Raw genomic sequence first — 16,904 nt, 5'->3', positions numbered from 1 at the left:
TCTCCTCTCTATAAATCACGCGTTTCATAAATTTTAATTGTAAGAAACATAGAAACGATATAGACACTAGCTAATATCATTCCTCCAACTATAAATACACCAATATGTACTGGATTCATAATCCACTCACTGAATGAAGATGTTGTTTCATTCAGCCCATCACTAATAAATATCCAAAGAATTACACCCACTCCTATTGATGCTGCTGATCCTATACTTCTTACTACCTTCGATTTTGTACCATAATAACTAGGGAAAAACGTGACAACAAAAAATGTGGCATAAACAGCTCCATTTATGACTTCATACCATGGAATTTCAATGTATAGATTAGGATGATATACACCGATATCACTAATAACCACAATACCCCTTATAAGAAAAACAACTAACATCGTAGAGAGAATGGCACCAACAATGAATATTGCACAGGAAATATATCTAGCAATTATGATATCCTTTCGACTTACCGGTAAACTATTTATAACAATGTCACTTTTATTTCTTTCATCCATAACGGTTAACGTCATAACCGATGAAAAGGTTATAAATAGACAACTCATTGGAAATAACAATTCACCACTTGCATCTAACATAAAGAACAAAAGGGGCATAACAAGATTCACTAACCAAATTACCCGAAAAAAGAACAAATCTTTATAGATTAGCTGACGCATAGGCACCTCTCCCTTTCGCAGTGTAAACGATAATGTCATCTAATGTAGGCTTTTCTAGTACAACCTCATTTCCAAACCAATCGATAATTCCTTGTTTATCCTTCGCTAAACCTTCGAAACCGAATTTATTTTTTCGTAATCCAACAAATAGTTCTTTTCCTTCTCGATCTAATAAATCATTGCTTCCCTTAACGATTACGTAGTTCTCCATTAATTCATCTTTTTCACCAGTAAATATAATTTCTCCATCGTTGATAAACGTAATATAATCTGCAATACGTTCTAAATCCGTTGTAATGTGGGTTGAGAATAATACAGATACTTCATCTTCCATTACAATTTCTTGCAACATATCAAGTAATTCACTTCGGACAACTGGATCTAATCCTGCTGTCGGCTCATCCATAATGATAAACTCTGCATGATGTGAAAGTGCGATGGCAATCGCAAACTTCATTTTCATCCCTTTAGATAGCTCTTTAATTTTTTTATACTTTGGAACTTGCAATCTGTGCATATACGATTGGTATTGATTTTCGTCCCACTTTTTATATAACGGTGCAATAATACGTTTCATTTGTTCACACGTTAAATCTTCGTAATAATGATTTTCATCATATACAAAACCAATATTTTGTTTTATGTCCTTTTCAGCTTTCTTATTGTCTTTGCCAAAAATTTTTATATCGCCGCTATCTTTTCTAATTAAATTCATAATCATTTTGATCGTTGTACTTTTCCCAGCACCATTTGGTCCGACAAACCCCATAATATATCCTCGTGGTAATGAAAAACTTATATTTTTCACTGCAAAATCTTCATAACTTTTACAAACGTTTTTTAACTCTAACATCTCTCTCATTCCCCCTTATATAAAAACGCAATCATCTGCTGCAATTCTTCAAGTGAAAGCTGCAACACTTTACTTTCTTTTACGATTTCTTCAGCCTTACTTTCCAATAGACGTAGCCGCTGTTCTTTTAATAGTTCATTATTTTTACGTGAAACATAAGTCCCCTTCCCAGCAACAGTTTCTATATATCCTTCTTTTTCAAGCTCCTCGTACGCACGCTTCGTTGTAATTACACTAATTTGCAATTCCTTCGCTAAGCTACGAATAGACGGTAATTGGTCTCCACCCTTTAAACCACCATTTAAAATAAGCTGGCTTAATTGTTTTCTTATTTGCACATAAATAGGGTCTTGGGAAGAATTCGAAATAATAATATTCATGTTTTCCTCCAGTGTGTGTATATACTGTATATACCTTATATATACAGTATATACACAGCATCCTATTTTTGGCAAGAAAAAAAGACCAACATTTTCCTGTTGGTCTTTCGTATATGTATCACTTTTCAAAGCGATCTAACATCTCGTCTCTCATTCCGAAACTTACTACTGCAATTCCTATATACATAAACAGAAGGAATGCCGGATGAACCGTGTTGTACCAGCTGCTGTCAACGATTAAGTAAATCGTTAATGCCACAACAAGAACAAACGCTAAGATAAACATATAAAAGTGTCTTGTACTACCCATGATAAACTCCTCTCTTCTCACTTCACCATTCAACAGTTTATTTTATCGAATAATTCGATATGACTCAAGGTTAACTTTCTGTTATGTAATCAAGTTCCACCTTTACAATGTCCTCACATGCTATTGAAATGATTGTTCCTTGTTTATCAATCGCCGTCACTTCTCTATTATCCATTACACGATTTGCTACTCTTTCTAACACTTTCCCTTGGTCTCGATAGCAAAATTCTTTTACATCTTTAATTGTTTCTCCATTTTCTAAATGGTATACCATTCTATAACATCGATATCCCACACTTTCACCCCCGTCTTGCTCGTTTTTTCACATATACATAAAAATGAGTAATTTTTGCCTCATCACATCTTCTTAATTTCAATAAAATTCTAACAAAAATAAATACTTTTATCAAACCGACTTTTTCAACAAAACTACCTATAAAACTACACCTTTACACCATTAGGAAACAAAAAATATAATTTTTTAACATTTTCTTCACTATTTCTGCATAAAGTGAAACTTTAATCAGTGGGGATTTTTGTTCATCCCCACTGATTATTAGTTGAACCAATCGGGCATTTACGGACAGTTTATCTCCCACCTGGCTTCTTTGCACCAGCTAAGTTTTGAGTTGGGAGTTTACTGTCCGTTAATGCGGGACAAATTCTCCATACAAAAAAAGAACCCGCCGCAGCGAGTTCTCCTTTTGTTATTCTAATCAAACTTGTACAGGAGCTGGCTTTGCATAACGTAAAACTGGTTTACGTGCAGCCATCGTTTCGTCTAAACGTTTAATGACTGTCGTATGCGGTGCTTCTTGTACAACTTCTGGATTTTCTTCTACTTCTTTAGCGATTTGAATCATCTTATCAATGAAACCATCTAATGTTTCTTTTGATTCTGTTTCTGTCGGCTCAATCATAATACATTCTTCCACATTTAATGGGAAGTAAATTGTTGGTGGATGGTAACCGAAATCAAGCAGACGTTTTGCAATATCTAATGTACGTACGCCAAGTTTCTTTTGACGACGACCTGATAATACAAATTCATGCTTACAATGTCTATCGAATGGAAGATCGTAGAATGGCGCTAATCTTCTCATCATATAGTTCGCATTTAATACAGCATACTCAGTTACTGCACGCAAGCCATCTGGACCCATAGAGCGAATATACGTGTATGCACGAACGTTAATTCCAAAGTTACCATAGAATGGCTTCACACGACCAATTGCTTCTGGACGGTCGTAGTTGAAGTGATAACCATTTTCCGTTTTTTCTAAAATCGGTTTTGGTAAGTACGGAATTAAATCAGCTTTCACACCTACTGGACCAGAACCTGGGCCACCACCGCCGTGAGGACCTGTAAATGTTTTATGAAGGTTTAAATGCACAACGTCAAATCCCATATCTCCTGGGCGTGCTTGGCTTAATACCGCATTTAAGTTTGCACCATCATAGTATAACTTACCGCCTGCATTATGGACGATTTCTGCCATTTCTAAAATATTTTCTTCGAATAGACCTAATGTATTAGGATTTGTTAACATAAGTGCTGCTGTTTCTTCGTTTACAACACGTTTTAAGTCTTCTAAGTCAACAAGGCCATTTTCATTTGATTTTACTGTAATTGTTTCAAAACCAGCTACAGTTGCAGATGCCGGGTTCGTTCCGTGAGCAGAGTCAGGTACAATTACTTTCGTACGGTTAAAGTCACCATTCGCTTCATGGTATGCACGAATTAACATTAAACCTGTCCATTCTCCGTGTGCACCAGCTGCTGGTTGTAAAGTAACAGTATCCATACCTGTAATTTCAATTAAATGCTCTTGTAAGTCATACATTAATTCCATTGCACCTTGTACTGTCTTTTCATCTTGCAGTGGATGAATATTTGCAAATCCTGCGAAACGAGCTACACTCTCATTAATTTTCGGATTATATTTCATCGTACAAGATCCAAGTGGATAGAATCCAGAATCTACACCGTGGTTACGGTTTGAAAGTGCTGTATAGTGGCGCATAATATCAAGTTCAGATACTTCTGGTAGCTCTGCATCTTCTACTCGAATATAATCGCTCTCAAACACATCTTCTAGTTTCACTTCTTCTACATCTAATTTGGGTAAGCTATATCCTATGCGTCCTTCTTTACTCACTTCAAAGATAAGTGCTTGGTCTTGGTTCTTCATTGGATAGCCCCCATTTCGTTTACAAGTGTGTCAATTTCCTCTTTTGTACGAAGCTCAGTTACTGCTACAAGCATATGGTTTTCATGCTCTTTATAATCACGGCCTAGATCGTAACCACCGATAATATTCTTTTGTAATAATGCATCGTTTACTTCTTTCACTGGACGTTTGCAATCTACAACAAACTCATTGAAGAATGGTCCAGCAAATGTTACTGTGAAGCCTTTCGCCTCAAATTGACGTTTTGCATACTGTGCTTTAGAAATGTTTTGACGTGCCATTTCTTTCACACCTTGTTTGCCAAGTGCCGTCATTGCAACAGAAGCTGCTAATGCATTTAACGCTTGGTTTGAACAAATATTAGACGTCGCTTTATCACGGCGAATATGCTGTTCACGTGCTTGTAACGTTAATACAAATCCACGTTTACCATCTGAATCTACAGTTTGTCCAACAAGACGTCCTGGAATTTTACGCATAAATGCTTTCGTTGTTGCAAAGTAACCACAGTGCGGTCCACCAAACTGCGTTGGAATACCGAATGGTTGTGCATCACCGATTACAATATCAGCACCAAATTTCCCTGGTGGTGTTAATGCGCCTAATGATAATGGATTTGAAGAAACGATAAATAATGATTTTTGTTGATGAACGATTTTTTCAATATCAGCTAATTTTTCAACTTGTCCGAAGAAGTTTGGATATTGAACGATTACACAAGCAACTGTATCATCTACTTCACTTTGTAATACGTCTAAATCTGTTACACCATCTTTATGATTAATTTCAACAACTTCAAGATTTTGACCTTTTGCATACGTTTCAAGTACTGCTCTTGATTCTGGATGAACCGCGCTAGATACAAGAATTTTCTTTTTGCGAGTATGGCCAGCTGCTAACATTGCCGCTTCAGCTAAAGCTGTACCCCCGTCATACATAGAAGAGTTTGCTACATCCATTCCTGTTAATTCACAAATCATTGTTTGGAATTCAAAGATTGCTTGTAATTCCCCTTGTGAAATTTCCGGTTGGTATGGTGTGTAAGCTGTATAAAATTCTGAGCGAGAAATAACATGATCTACAATTACTGGAGCATAATGATCGTATACGCCTGCTCCTAAGAAAGAAGCGTATTCTTTTAAGTTAGCATTTTTACTAGCCATTTGAGATAGCTCTTTTAAAAGCTCTGGCTCTGATTTTGCTTCTTTAATTTTTAAATCCCCTTTAAAACGAACACTCTCTGGAATATCAGAGAATAATTCATCGATCGTTTGAACGCCGATCGTTTGTAACATTTCTTTTTTGTCTTCTTCTGTCATTGGAAGATAACGATGCAACATGAAATCTACCCCTCTCCCCGTTACTTTGAACGTTTGTAAAATGGTGTTGGAACAACTACTGCTTTGACGCGTTTATTACGAATTTCAATTTCTACTTCTGTATCAACTGCTGCGTATTTTACATCAATTAGTGCTAAACCAATGCTTTTCTTTAACGTTGGAGATTGTGTACCACTCGTTACTTCCCCAATTTTTTCTTCACCAATAAATACAGGGTAATGCGTACGAGGAATTCCACGTTCGATTACTTCGATGCCGACTAATTTACGAGGCGCACCGTTTTCTTTTTGCTCTTTTAACGTTGCTTTTCCAAAGAAGTCTGCTTCTTTATTTGTTTTTACCGCAAAGCCAATTCCAGCCTCAATCGGTGTAATATCTTTTGATAATTCTTGTCCATAAAGTGGTAATGTTGCTTCGAATCGAAGTGTATCACGAGCACCTAAACCACATGCTTTTAAGCCCTCTTCTGCTCCAACTTCAAGAAGTTTCTCCCAAAGTTTTGCAGCATCTTCACTCTTACAGTAAATTTCGAATCCATCTTCACCTGTATAACCTGTACGAGATACAAGTGCTGGAATTCCATCTACAAGAATATCGTTTTTAAATTTAAAGAACTTAATTTCTTTCAAATCTTCTGACACAACTTTTTGTAAAATGCCTTCTGCTTTTGGTCCTTGAATTGCAAGCTGTGCAACTTCACTAGAAACATTGACTACTGTCGCATCGCCAATTACATGACTTGCTAACCATTCGTAATCTTTCTCGATATTTGATGCATTGATTACTAATAAATAGTCTTCTTCACCACGTTTGTAGATTAATAAATCATCTACTGTACCACCATTTTCGTAGCACATAGCTGTATATTGTGCGCCCCCTACCTTTAAGGTAGATACGTCATTTGTAACAACACGTTGTAAAAATGCTAAACTATCTACACCTTTTACTTCAACTTCTCCCATATGAGACACATCGAACAAACCTGCAGCTGTACGTACAGCTTCGTGTTCTTCTTTAATGCTTGAAAATTGAACTGGTAATTCCCAACCACCGAAGTCGATTGTTTTCCCACCATACTTCGCGTATACATCAAATAACGGTGTACGTTGTAATGTAATCATGCTCTCTCCCCCTTATGCTTTGACAAATCAATAAAAGTTGCTTCCCTTTTCTAAACATTTTCATTCTGAAAAGATAGGATATACGGAATCTCATTATATTTTTTTATGAAAGCGTAAATAAAAAATCACTTTCTTGGATAAAATACGAAAGATTCCACACATTTCACACCATTATCCTAACATCATTCGCTATATTTCATCAATATTCTAGCATAAAAAATAATTTAGAATTTTTTATGTTAAAACACAATAAATACAGCTTTTGAGATTTAATACTTTATTATTGTCTATCATATAGCCTTTAATAACGATAATTATGCCTTCTTTTAAGGCAAATCATCATACATTAAAAAATAATTACTTTAGTTTATAAAAGGTGGGAGAGTCGTAATGAATGTCGATATTTCCGTAGATCGGACGTGGCAAAACAATTTTTTAAATAGAATTGATGAAGATGGTCCTTGGACAAACTGGGATTTATATCACTTAGCTTATGAAACAGAAAAATCGTTACTTGTTCCTACTTTTGATGGACTACAAGCACCGAAACATTTATCCCATTTCACACCGCTTCCGCATCAATTAGAAGTCGCTCAAAATGTAATTGAACAAATGAATGGTAAAGCGATTCTAGCAGATGAAGTAGGTCTTGGAAAAACAATCGAAGCTGGACTTATTTTGAAAGAATACATGGTCCGCGGGCTTGTGAAAAAGGTACTTATACTTGTCCCAGCTTCTCTCGTATCACAATGGGCATACGAGCTGAATACAAAGTTTTTCATTCCCGCTGTAGCACAAAAGAAAAGCTACTCGTGGGAACAAGCTGACGTAATCGTATCATCAATTGATACTGCGAAACGTTCACCACATCGCGATATCGTGTTGAACTTAGAATATGACCTTATTATTATCGATGAAGCACATAAACTGAAAAATAATAAAACAAAAAACTATGAATTTGCACAACGATTAAAAAAGAAGTTTTGTTTATTACTAACCGCTACTCCTGTTCAAAATAAGATTGATGAAATTTTTAACCTTGTTTCTTTATTAAAGCCAGGACATCTAGGCAATCAATCCAACTTTGAAGAATATTACGCTTCCAAAAATCGTTCAGCCGAATCAGATGAAGACTTAAAAGCTCTCATTAACAAAGTAATGGTGCGAAATAGACGACATAATACCGGTATCGATTGGCCGAAGAGACATGTACGTACAATTTTTATTGAGTTTAATGAACAAGAACAAGCTCTATATAATGATATCGAAAATTGGCGAGGACAAGACGCCTTCACATCTGCTTTCTCATCGTTAACTTTAAAACGGGAAGCGTGCAGTAGTCGTGAGGCTGTTTACTATTCATTGAAAAAGCATGTAGAAAAAAGACAGAAAGAAAATGAACATTATATAAAAGATCCACATATCGATGTGCTAATGGACAAAATTAATCATATTCCTTTCAACTCGAAAGCAACTAAAGCTCTAGAGCTTATAAAAGAAATTGACGATAAAGTCGTCATTTTCACGGAATACCGAGCATCACAGATGTACTTACAATGGTTTTTACAACAACACGGTATTTCTTCTGTCCCATTCCGCGGCGGATTTAAACGCGGGAAGAAAGATTGGATGAAGGAACTTTTCCAAAATCGTGCCCAAGTGTTAATTGCAACGGAAGCTGGCGGAGAAGGCATTAACTTACAGTTTTGTAGCCATATGATCAATTATGATTTGCCATGGAATCCAATGCGTCTTGAGCAAAGAATCGGACGTATTCACCGTCTCGGTCAAAAGAATGATGTTCATATTTATAACTTAGCTACAAAGCATACTGTTGAAGAACATATTCTGAAACTGTTATATGAAAAAATCAACTTATTCGAGCGTGTTATCGGTGAACTCGATGAAATTTTAACGAGAATTAATATGAAAAACATCGACGCGCACATTCAAGAAATTTTCGCGCAATCAAAAAGCGAAGGTGAAATTAGAATTAAGATGGAAAACTTAACATCTATTATCGACTTTGCGAAACGAAATGAAGCTGAGGTGCAAGGCTATGCAGCAACATGAAATTCATAATTACTTATACAATTTCTTTGAGGCGAATAACTGTGAAATTTTAGAACGTTCTCCTCATTTATTAGATGTACAGTTAACAATTGAGATGGATAAATTATTAATGAATCGCCCTTTTTATTGGCACTATCTTGAGAAAACAGGAGGCGTACCGAATCCGATGCGCCTTACTCTTATTACAAATCCAGAAAATGAAGAAAATGATGGTGAGCTTATTCACTACGGTTCACCACGTCTACATCAAATTTTCCAAACGACAAAAGAATTAGGCTCTTACATACGTTTATATGAGGATGTAAGACATAATGGGGCAACACATACACCGCTCCACCCTTGGCTCGGTATTAATATAAAAGTTTCCTATCAATGTGATCGAAAAAAAGACATCCTTCACTCGATTGGCATTCATCTCATTTCTGGAACAATGATGGCAAACTTTCATGAAACATTAACAAACATTAAACTTACACCAAAAATACCTGATTTTTGTTTTACGCTCTCGCCCATCATTAAACCTCAAAGTGGTTTACAACGCATAGAAGACGCTTTAAAAAATATAATTGCAGAAGATGACCATACGTGGGCAAAAGAAGCAAGAGTGCGTTGGAATCATGATCTAGACCTTTTAAACCGTTTTTATGAAGAAAGTGACGAACTTCCTGAGAGCTATGAAATTGAAAAACAAGCTCTGCAAGAACAGTATGAACCACATATTACAGTGCAAATTATTAACGGTGGCCTTTTTTATGTTACCGCGAATCATTTTCTATCTTGAAGAAGCTCCTTCTGCTTTAGAAGGAGCCTCTTTTGAGCTATTTTCTACCCTACTCGCTATCGCCACTACGCTCTTGCTGTTTTTTCTGTGCCATACGTTTCTGCTGTGCACGATCCTTTGCACTCACATGATTTGCATCAGTTGGAAGATTTTCTTTCGAACGTCCAATTCCATTGCTCATCTTTCCCACTCCTTTTTGCGTTTTTCAAAATACATGTTTATTTTCAGCTAGAGTTACAATCCTTATACAAAAAAATAAGAGCAGCCATTGGCTACTCTTACTCGCTCACATATTTTTGAAACATATCATGGATGCCTTTATTTACTAGGTTCGAGATCTGCTCGTCAGATTTATTCGGATAACGATCACGCAATCTGATAGATGCCTTCACCATTAAATTTTCTAATACAGAACGGCCACCTTCTCCATAAATAATTTCAGCATATTTAACAAGCCTTCCATCCTCTACTGTTGCTGGATTATGATTGAAGAAAAATTTACTCATTGTCTCCACCTCTCTCTTTTGATAACGTTTACATTTATATAGATTATTTATGTTATTTATTTCACAATATTGTATGCATGTATATTTAATTAGTTTCATTATAAAGCAACATATCGATAGTAAATATGTGATTTTCCGTCCATTTTGTGAACAAACTAAAAATGAAAGCGTTTCCTTTATTATATACTAAAAAAACTTACTACGCTAGGGGCAATTTTTTTCAATCTACTAATCCCTCAAAAATTGATATATTTTTTCTTTTCCCATTAAACCTTATACAATTTTCAGAAATTATATTATAAAATATATGTATGACTTAAGGAGGCTTTGTATGAATCAAAATAAAAAAGCTATATTAGATCTTGTCTTTTATCTCGTAATCCCATTCCTCATTTGGAAATTTGCAAAACCTTATATCGATCCTTATTACGCAATGTTACTTTCCTCTGTTCCGGGGATTATTTATACACTGTATACCTTTAAAAAAGAAAAACAGTTTAACGTGACAGGGTTCTTTATTTTAATTACACTCATTTCTAATACAACGGTAGATCTATTATCTGGGTCAGCTGAACGAATGTTATGGAACGATGCGTATTATCACATCGTACTCGGTATTATCGTCATATGTACAATTTTCATAAAAAAACCACTCATGTTATATTTCGCTGCGGATATTGCAGCGCTGCAAGGACATGATCGCGATAAAAGTCGTGAGCTTTATCGTGATAGTCGTATATATCCAGCACTGCAATATTTAACGTTATTTTTCGGGCTGCAATTTATATTAAAAAGCTTTTTAAAAATTTATTTCATCTCTGTTTTTGGTGTAGATGGCTACGGTGAAATGAGAGCGATTATGACCGCTGTCGGCTGGGGCATTTCTATTTGTATCGGAATAGGGTTCGTATGGGTGAACAATAAAATACATGCCGTTACGGAAGAACAAGAATCCGTGCAGTAAATAAAAATCCCCTAGTGTATTACGACACTAGGGGATTTTTATTTTGCTAGACATATGACTAAAATTTAACTTGATTTTTTTCTTTTACTTTTTACATTTCGATAAAACAAAGCAGCACTCAGCGGCATAACACCAAACCACTTATTCATAAATGGCTCTTTTTCAGCACGGCGTTGTTCTTTCTTTTGTTTTCGATCTTCTTTTGGAGCATCCATATACGACACAAACTGCTGCGTCACAAAGCGAACATAATCATTAGTAGACATATTATCATCACCTCTACTTGATTAGTATGTCCACTTTTTTATACATTAATCTTTTCCTTTAATTCATTCATAATTTGCTTTACAGACTTATTTGTCGTATCGATATGAATATGAGCCTCTTCATAATAAGCTCGGCGTAATTCAAATTTCGTTACAAATGCATCTATATCTTTCTTTTGAAATAGTGGACGTGTCGTATCTTCACGAAGCCTTTCTGCAATTACATGCGGATCACAATATAAATACACGACAGTTCCGTTCTCTTTCATCCACTTGCGATTTTCCGCTCGTTCAATAATTCCCCCACCAGTTGTAATAATGACATTATGGACTGGTAGCGAACGTAACATTTCGCTTTCATATTCCCGAAAAGCCGTTTCGCCTTCTTCGGCAAAAATATCACGAATTGCCTTCTCTTGCTTCTCTTCGATTTTTTGATCAGTATCTACAACATCCATTTGAAGTTCTTGACTTAATGCTTTTCCAATTGTTGTTTTCCCTGCTCCCATGTAGCCGGTTATGTATATAGATTTCATTTTCTGTCCTCTCAATCGTCATTTATTAATTGTTATTATAACGAAAGATGCTACTTTGTTTAATAAAAAAACGTTTTGTTCTTATACTATGAAGAACAAAACGTAACACTCGCTTTTACTTATAAGTACCTCTTCTCACCCACTGCGTTGCAATCCATTTCTCGCCTTTCGTTACAGGTGCCCCTCCATGTAACGTAAGCTCATTTAGTGATTGATCTTGATAAAAATACTCAAAGTATACTGCCATTCCCTTTCTAGGATGTACAGAAAGATTTAATTTCGGGAAGTACGTTTCCCCGCCTTCTTCTACATCATTTAAGTACATTACAAGCGTACTAATACGATTGTTAGCAGCTGATCTACTATGTTCCGCAAAATAATCATAGTGTGCTTTATATTGTTGATCCACTTCATAATTTAAAATGTGCAATCCTTCACCATGCGACGCAGGAACATTCATGATAGATGAAATTCGTTTTTCAATCTTTGAAGTAAGTTCATTGTCTTCCAAAAATGCACCGCTACTTGTTCGAATATCATTTACATCACGTGATGAACCAACTTTAGAACGCTTCATTTTATTTTTAGACATTTCAATCAATTCATCACACTCTTCATCACTTAGTACATTTGCTAATACGACAATAAGAGGTTCTTCGAATTTTGAAATAATGTGTATTTCTCTATCTTCTGTCATAATCGTATTTCCTTTATGATCAAAAATAGTTTGTTCCTTATTTTCACCTATTTGATTGTTGTTTGTCATTTCCCTATTCTCCCTAAAAATAATGATTGGATAGCATGAATATATCACATTCTTTCTACCTTTCTCTTTTTTGAGAAAATTTAAACTTTTAATCGTTATATTTATCCATTTCTTCTAAAAAATCAATTCAATTTACAATAGAAATCCCTGGTTTTTCTTCTTATTTTTACATATTATCCTTCTATCCAATCGACTATTTTTCCATCCTTTTTTCTATACCGAAAGCTCACCGTATAGAAAGCTTCCTGTTTGAGTGTACACTGCAACGCAACGAGAATTAAATCATTTTCAAAGATATAATTTCCACTCACTTCTCCCTTTTCATACTGAAAGAAAAATGCACCTTCTTTTTCTTTTTGCTGTAAGTCTTTTTTTATATCTGTAATAGATCGGTTAAGTAGTTCATCCAGTAAAAACTTTTGTTCTATTTCTATATAAAAATTTTTATCTGTAAACAACATATTTGTTTCGTATATAAAAAAAGAAGTTAATAAAATAAGAAAGATGAGTGTTCCAGGCATTGTAAACCCATTTTGCCCTCTCATACATTCATTTCCATTTCACTATATCGCATAACTACACCTTCATATATTTTTCCGCTAGTATCTTTCACATTTATAATGAGTACATGAGGTGTTAGTTTGTAAGAAACCGTTCCAATATTTTGTAAAACAACTTCCCTCCCGCGCCTATTTACCTTTCTTATAAGACGACTATTCTCTTTTTCATACGATACTTCACTCCCATTACGCGATCGAAATCGTAAAATACTTTCTCCATTTTCAAATGCTAGCTGTTCTCCAGATGATACTTCACGAAACTCCAATTGCATTTGACCTAAAAATACATCCCACTCCCAATCATTTAATCCTTTTGACTGTTTATTTTCCATTTCAATGAAATGTAGGCGGGGAAAGAGCAAAAAAAATATTGATAATAGAAACAGACATACAATCATTTCTATTAATGAAAAACCAAATTCTAATTTATTTTTTCTCCTACATAAAAGCATTGTTCCATCACTCTGTCTTTCACATCTCTCCACATGGTACAAACTTCATTGCCTCCCCAATATGTGTAATACACAATTCCATTTATATTCTTTTCTATTATTCGCTTTTCTTCATTTCCATACATATATATAATTGCTTCCTTTTTTAATAATCCAGATGCCTTATAACGAATTTGTATATTTTTTCTTTCTTGCATAACTAATACTGTTTGCGGTAGTAGTAACGATACAGCCATCATTAAAATACTTAACGATACAATCATTTCAGCCATTATGGATCCTTTTTGACATTTCACGATACGTAAATCTCCCTCTTCCAAGCTGAAATACAATTTCATATTTATAATTTCGATATGAAATTATAATCGTACCACCTCTATTAATATTTCCACTTGGATTATATGTCATCGGATTTGGAAACGTATGCAAATCAATTTGTATATCTTCTTCATACTCCCGCTTGACGATATAATACTTTGTACCTGACTCTTTTATAGCATACATATTTCTATCTTTATGCCAACGTAATGTATAGTGCTTTTGACGATTTATCGCTAATTGCTGCATATACAAAATATCATTTGAAAACTGTCTCAAAAATTGTTCAACTTTTTGTCGCTCGTATAAGGAATGAACACTAAAATACGTAACTACACTTAATACAGAAATAGCAAATAAAACGAGTAACATTTCTAAAAAAGTAAACCCCCGTTGTTTCACAATGCCCTAATTGATACTGCGCCATCATCTGAAATATGAATAGATTCGCCATTCGGGCACTTATCAGTTGTAATATACTTTTCATCTGTCAGTTCTTTTAACGATGGAATTTTATTATGTTGTAATTGATATACTTGTATTTGTGCTTCTATAGATTTCACGTAAGCTGCACACCCTTTTCCTTGGACCGATGAACGCTGTGTAACTACATTTGGAATAATTAATAGTAATAATATAGTTATGACAACCATTACTAATAGCATCTCTAACAGAGTAAATCCTTCCTCATTCTGCATACAAATGCCCCCTAAATAGAATTCATCATTTGAAACATCGGCATAATCATCGCTAAATACATAAGGACAACGATTCCTCCAATACATGTAAATAAAATAGGCTGAATGATAACTAACATATGTTTAATTTTCCGTTCCATCTTTTCCATAATAAGATCGCTATAGTCACCTAATTCAATCGCTAAATTGCCGTTTGCTTGTCCATGCGTAATAACATAAGAAAGTTCTTTCTCGTAATACCCACTTTTAGCAATGATAGATTGTAACTGTTCTCCTCCAATTAATTGTCTTTCAATCCGGCTCGCTTCATATTGAAAGAACGGATGATATCTTTGCTCCATCATTATTGTTAAAGCTTCGCATACTGATAGTCCACCATTTAATAAACCACTCAACTGAGTAGCAAAATAATGTGAATGCTTTAAAATAAGAAATGTTTTGATGAGGGGCATACGAAGCATGATTTTTACCTGGCTAATATGTGGAAGTTTCCTAAAATACAACATATACAAACTACATCCAATAATAACAGTTAAAATAGCGGTTAAAATAATGTAAGGTAGCAGTTTTATTGCACTTAAAATTTGTTCTGTAAGTAGTGGTGTATTAGAACCGAACGAACTATAAACCATTTCAATCTGAGGTAATAAAATGAGGTTGAAAATAAAAAGCATGATTAGTAGAAAAAACATTAAAAACATAGGATACTGCATGATTTTCATCATGTCTCTCCTATACTTATCTTTCTTATAAAGAAGTGCACTTCCTTGTTGCAAAGCAAAAGAAATATCACCATGTTGCTCGGCATAAAATAAATAACTTAACATGTCCTGATGAAACTTTAACTGATGAAAAGAATCGTGTAGACTTTTCCCATCTTTTAACCCCTCAATCATGTGCTGCAATTGTACTTTCTTTTCTACAGGTAATTGAAACTGTAAAAATTCTAATGCTTGTAAAAGAGAGTAGCCTTTTTCTAGTAATTCTCCTAAACGTTTCAACAATACTACTTGATCACTTAAACTCCAAGTTTTCTTAAACATAAACATCATCTTCTAAAAAACCTAAAGCATATCCTTTTCTTATTGACGATTCTAAAGTCTCATGTTTGTAAGTAACACATTCTCCATCTGCTTCTTTAAGCGCTTGTTTTAACTCATATCCATATAGCAGCTCATAAATGCTTGCTTGCCTTACTTGCCTCATTGATTTACATAAAGTTGAGCACTTTCCTCTGCAAAACGGACACTTCAATTCGACAAGTCGCTGTGCAGCTACAGCCAATAAAGACTGTTCAATCTCTTGCCTCGTTATACCATAATCCATGAAACGAATGATTGCTCCTTTCGCATCATTCGTATGCAGCGTTGTCATGACTAAATGTCCTGTCAAACTTGCTCTTATAGCTATTTTTGCTGTTTCTTCATCACGGATTTCACCGACTAAAATAATATCTGGATCATGACGTAAAATAGCCTTTAATCCTGTTTCATATGTGAGACCCGCTTTTTCATTTATTTGAATTTGTAATACATCGTCACTTCTTTTTTCAACCGGATCTTCAAGTGTAATGATGCGACGTGTTTTCTTTTTTCTAATTACCTCTAATAATGCATACATTGTCGTTGTCTTCCCAGAACCAGTCGGTCCAGTAAACACGAGTAGCCCCTGTGAATAGCGTAAAAACGAGAGTAGTTTTGCTGCCGTACTTGGAAATAACGAAAGATGTGATAAGGGCTGCACAGATGCTTGTAAATGAAGGCGAATAACGAGACTTTCTTGATATACTGTTGGAAGTGTTGAAAGGCGTAAATACACTTCTTGTCCATCAATTTGCAAATACAACGAACCATTCTGTGGCTTCCGTTTCTCTCCTATGTCCATAGATGCTAAAAATTTAAAATGTGAGACAAGTTTTTCTCCAAACTCCTTTTCAATACAATGTCTCGTCATTAAATCTTTTCCTACACGTAGTTGCACCGCTACATCCTTCTGCCGGGGCACAATATGTAAATCTGACGCTTGTACCCTACACGCTTCTTTTAAAATTGTATTCGCAAAAAGTTCAATCCCATTCATCACTTTTCCCTCCTTACTATGTATATAGCATG

24 protein-coding genes are annotated in these 16,904 nt (G+C 35.0%); 4 read left to right on the top strand and 20 right to left on the bottom strand.

The genetic code is table 11. The features are described from left to right. Positions 1–8 precede the first annotated feature (8 nt). The 8 genes from H6481_RS01025 to gcvT form a co-directional block, all read right to left on the bottom strand. Positions 9–677: an ABC-2 transporter permease gene (locus tag H6481_RS01025; RefSeq protein ID WP_071729664.1), complete on the bottom strand. Its 669-nt coding sequence runs from the start codon at positions 675–677 to the stop codon at positions 9–11. After that, entirely contained in the window at positions 658–1,530 is an 873-nt protein-coding gene (locus H6481_RS01020; protein WP_182810939.1) for an ABC transporter ATP-binding protein, read from the bottom strand. Before H6481_RS01020 ends, H6481_RS01025 begins: the two co-directional genes overlap by 20 nt. Before the next feature lie 5 nt (positions 1,531–1,535). After that, positions 1,536–1,910 (bottom strand): GntR family transcriptional regulator, encoded by a 375-nt coding sequence (locus H6481_RS01015; RefSeq protein ID WP_001021350.1) that lies wholly within the window; start codon positions 1,908–1,910, stop codon positions 1,536–1,538. Positions 1,911–2,028: 118 nt separating this feature from the next. Beyond that, entirely contained in the window at positions 2,029–2,220 is a 192-nt protein-coding gene (locus tag H6481_RS01010; RefSeq protein WP_000535933.1) for a hypothetical protein, read from the bottom strand. 70 nt (positions 2,221–2,290) lie between these two features. Further along, a complete protein-coding gene (locus H6481_RS01005; RefSeq protein ID WP_000262496.1) occupies positions 2,291–2,494 on the bottom strand; it encodes a DUF3929 family protein in 204 nt (67 codons plus the stop codon). Between the two features lie 442 nt (positions 2,495–2,936). Beyond that, positions 2,937–4,412, bottom strand: a complete 1,476-nt coding sequence (gene gcvPB, locus H6481_RS01000) for an aminomethyl-transferring glycine dehydrogenase subunit 2 (protein ID WP_000795702.1) — start codon at positions 4,410–4,412, stop codon at positions 2,937–2,939. Then, on the bottom strand, positions 4,409–5,752 hold the full coding sequence (gcvPA, locus tag H6481_RS00995; RefSeq protein WP_000903240.1) for an aminomethyl-transferring glycine dehydrogenase subunit 1: 1,344 nt from the start codon (positions 5,750–5,752) through the stop codon (positions 4,409–4,411). Before gcvPA ends, gcvPB begins: the two co-directional genes overlap by 4 nt. Before the next feature lie 20 nt (positions 5,753–5,772). Beyond that, entirely contained in the window at positions 5,773–6,873 is a 1,101-nt protein-coding gene (gene gcvT / locus H6481_RS00990; protein WP_000631769.1) for a glycine cleavage system aminomethyltransferase GcvT, read from the bottom strand. Positions 6,874–7,263: 390 nt separating this feature from the next. Between gcvT and H6481_RS00985 the strand changes: the two genes are divergently transcribed. Both H6481_RS00985 and H6481_RS00980 read left to right on the top strand, forming a co-directional pair. After that, positions 7,264–8,946, top strand: coding sequence for an SNF2-related protein (locus H6481_RS00985; protein ID WP_071729662.1), 1,683 nt, complete (start codon positions 7,264–7,266; stop codon positions 8,944–8,946). After that, the gene (locus tag H6481_RS00980; protein ID WP_044784477.1) at positions 8,933–9,727 is read left to right on the top strand and encodes a YqhG family protein; all 795 of its coding nucleotides are present in this window, start codon (positions 8,933–8,935) and stop codon (positions 9,725–9,727) included. Before H6481_RS00985 ends, H6481_RS00980 begins: the two co-directional genes overlap by 14 nt. A gap of 49 nt (positions 9,728–9,776) precedes the next feature. Here the strand turns inward: H6481_RS00980 and H6481_RS28740 are convergent, their stop codons facing one another. Together H6481_RS28740 and H6481_RS00975 are read right to left on the bottom strand one after the other, a co-directional pair. Further along, on the bottom strand, positions 9,777–9,908 hold the full coding sequence (locus H6481_RS28740) for a hypothetical protein (protein ID WP_000064665.1): 132 nt from the start codon (positions 9,906–9,908) through the stop codon (positions 9,777–9,779). A gap of 97 nt (positions 9,909–10,005) precedes the next feature. After that, positions 10,006–10,233, bottom strand: a complete 228-nt coding sequence (locus tag H6481_RS00975; RefSeq protein ID WP_000032702.1) for a hypothetical protein — start codon at positions 10,231–10,233, stop codon at positions 10,006–10,008. Positions 10,234–10,306: 73 nt separating this feature from the next. Here H6481_RS00975 and H6481_RS00970 point away from each other — a divergent pair, with 73 nt between their 5' ends. Then, the gene (locus tag H6481_RS00970) at positions 10,307–10,423 is read left to right on the top strand and encodes a hypothetical protein (protein WP_003279814.1); all 117 of its coding nucleotides are present in this window, start codon (positions 10,307–10,309) and stop codon (positions 10,421–10,423) included. A gap of 141 nt (positions 10,424–10,564) precedes the next feature. Next, on the top strand, positions 10,565–11,197 hold the full coding sequence (locus tag H6481_RS00965; protein WP_001073111.1) for a VC0807 family protein: 633 nt from the start codon (positions 10,565–10,567) through the stop codon (positions 11,195–11,197). Positions 11,198–11,262: 65 nt separating this feature from the next. Here the strand turns inward: H6481_RS00965 and H6481_RS00960 are convergent, their stop codons facing one another. The 10 genes from H6481_RS00960 to comGA form a co-directional block, all read right to left on the bottom strand. Further along, entirely contained in the window at positions 11,263–11,463 is a 201-nt protein-coding gene (locus H6481_RS00960; protein WP_000106083.1) for a YqzE family protein, read from the bottom strand. Positions 11,464–11,501: 38 nt separating this feature from the next. Then, entirely contained in the window at positions 11,502–11,999 is a 498-nt protein-coding gene (locus tag H6481_RS00955; protein WP_000836660.1) for a shikimate kinase, read from the bottom strand. Positions 12,000–12,114: 115 nt separating this feature from the next. Next, entirely contained in the window at positions 12,115–12,765 is a 651-nt protein-coding gene (locus H6481_RS00950) for a 2OG-Fe(II) oxygenase (protein ID WP_000183863.1), read from the bottom strand. 173 nt (positions 12,766–12,938) lie between these two features. Next, a complete protein-coding gene (gene comGG, locus H6481_RS00945) occupies positions 12,939–13,310 on the bottom strand; it encodes a competence type IV pilus minor pilin ComGG (protein WP_023523011.1) in 372 nt (123 codons plus the stop codon). Continuing rightward, a complete protein-coding gene (comGF, locus tag H6481_RS00940; RefSeq protein WP_000923097.1) occupies positions 13,307–13,777 on the bottom strand; it encodes a competence type IV pilus minor pilin ComGF in 471 nt (156 codons plus the stop codon). The genes comGG and comGF overlap by 4 nt, the downstream gene beginning before the upstream one ends. Further along, complete coding sequence (locus H6481_RS00935) at positions 13,747–14,049, bottom strand: hypothetical protein (RefSeq protein WP_000829462.1); 303 nt, start codon at positions 14,047–14,049, stop codon at positions 13,747–13,749. The genes comGF and H6481_RS00935 overlap by 31 nt, the downstream gene beginning before the upstream one ends. After that, positions 14,042–14,497 carry a competence type IV pilus minor pilin ComGD gene (comGD, locus tag H6481_RS00930; protein ID WP_182810937.1) on the bottom strand — a complete coding sequence of 152 codons (456 nt, stop codon included), beginning with the start codon at positions 14,495–14,497 and terminating at the stop codon, positions 14,042–14,044. Before comGD ends, H6481_RS00935 begins: the two co-directional genes overlap by 8 nt. Next, positions 14,494–14,793 (bottom strand): competence type IV pilus major pilin ComGC, encoded by a 300-nt coding sequence (comGC, locus tag H6481_RS00925; protein ID WP_001178687.1) that lies wholly within the window; start codon positions 14,791–14,793, stop codon positions 14,494–14,496. The genes comGD and comGC overlap by 4 nt, the downstream gene beginning before the upstream one ends. A gap of 11 nt (positions 14,794–14,804) precedes the next feature. Then, a complete protein-coding gene (comGB, locus tag H6481_RS00920) occupies positions 14,805–15,836 on the bottom strand; it encodes a competence type IV pilus assembly protein ComGB (protein WP_182810935.1) in 1,032 nt (343 codons plus the stop codon). Next, positions 15,829–16,872 carry a competence type IV pilus ATPase ComGA gene (comGA, locus tag H6481_RS00915; RefSeq protein ID WP_098562482.1) on the bottom strand — a complete coding sequence of 348 codons (1,044 nt, stop codon included), beginning with the start codon at positions 16,870–16,872 and terminating at the stop codon, positions 15,829–15,831. The genes comGB and comGA overlap by 8 nt, the downstream gene beginning before the upstream one ends. Positions 16,873–16,904: the final 32 nt, after the last annotated feature.

This window comes from Bacillus sp. ME78, from assembly GCF_903970865.1.
In the GTDB taxonomy this organism is placed as follows: Bacteria; Bacillota; Bacilli; order Bacillales; family Bacillaceae_G; genus Bacillus_A; species Bacillus_A cereus.
Note: the sequence above shows the minus strand (reverse complement) of the source record. Positions and strands in the feature narration are given on the sequence as shown.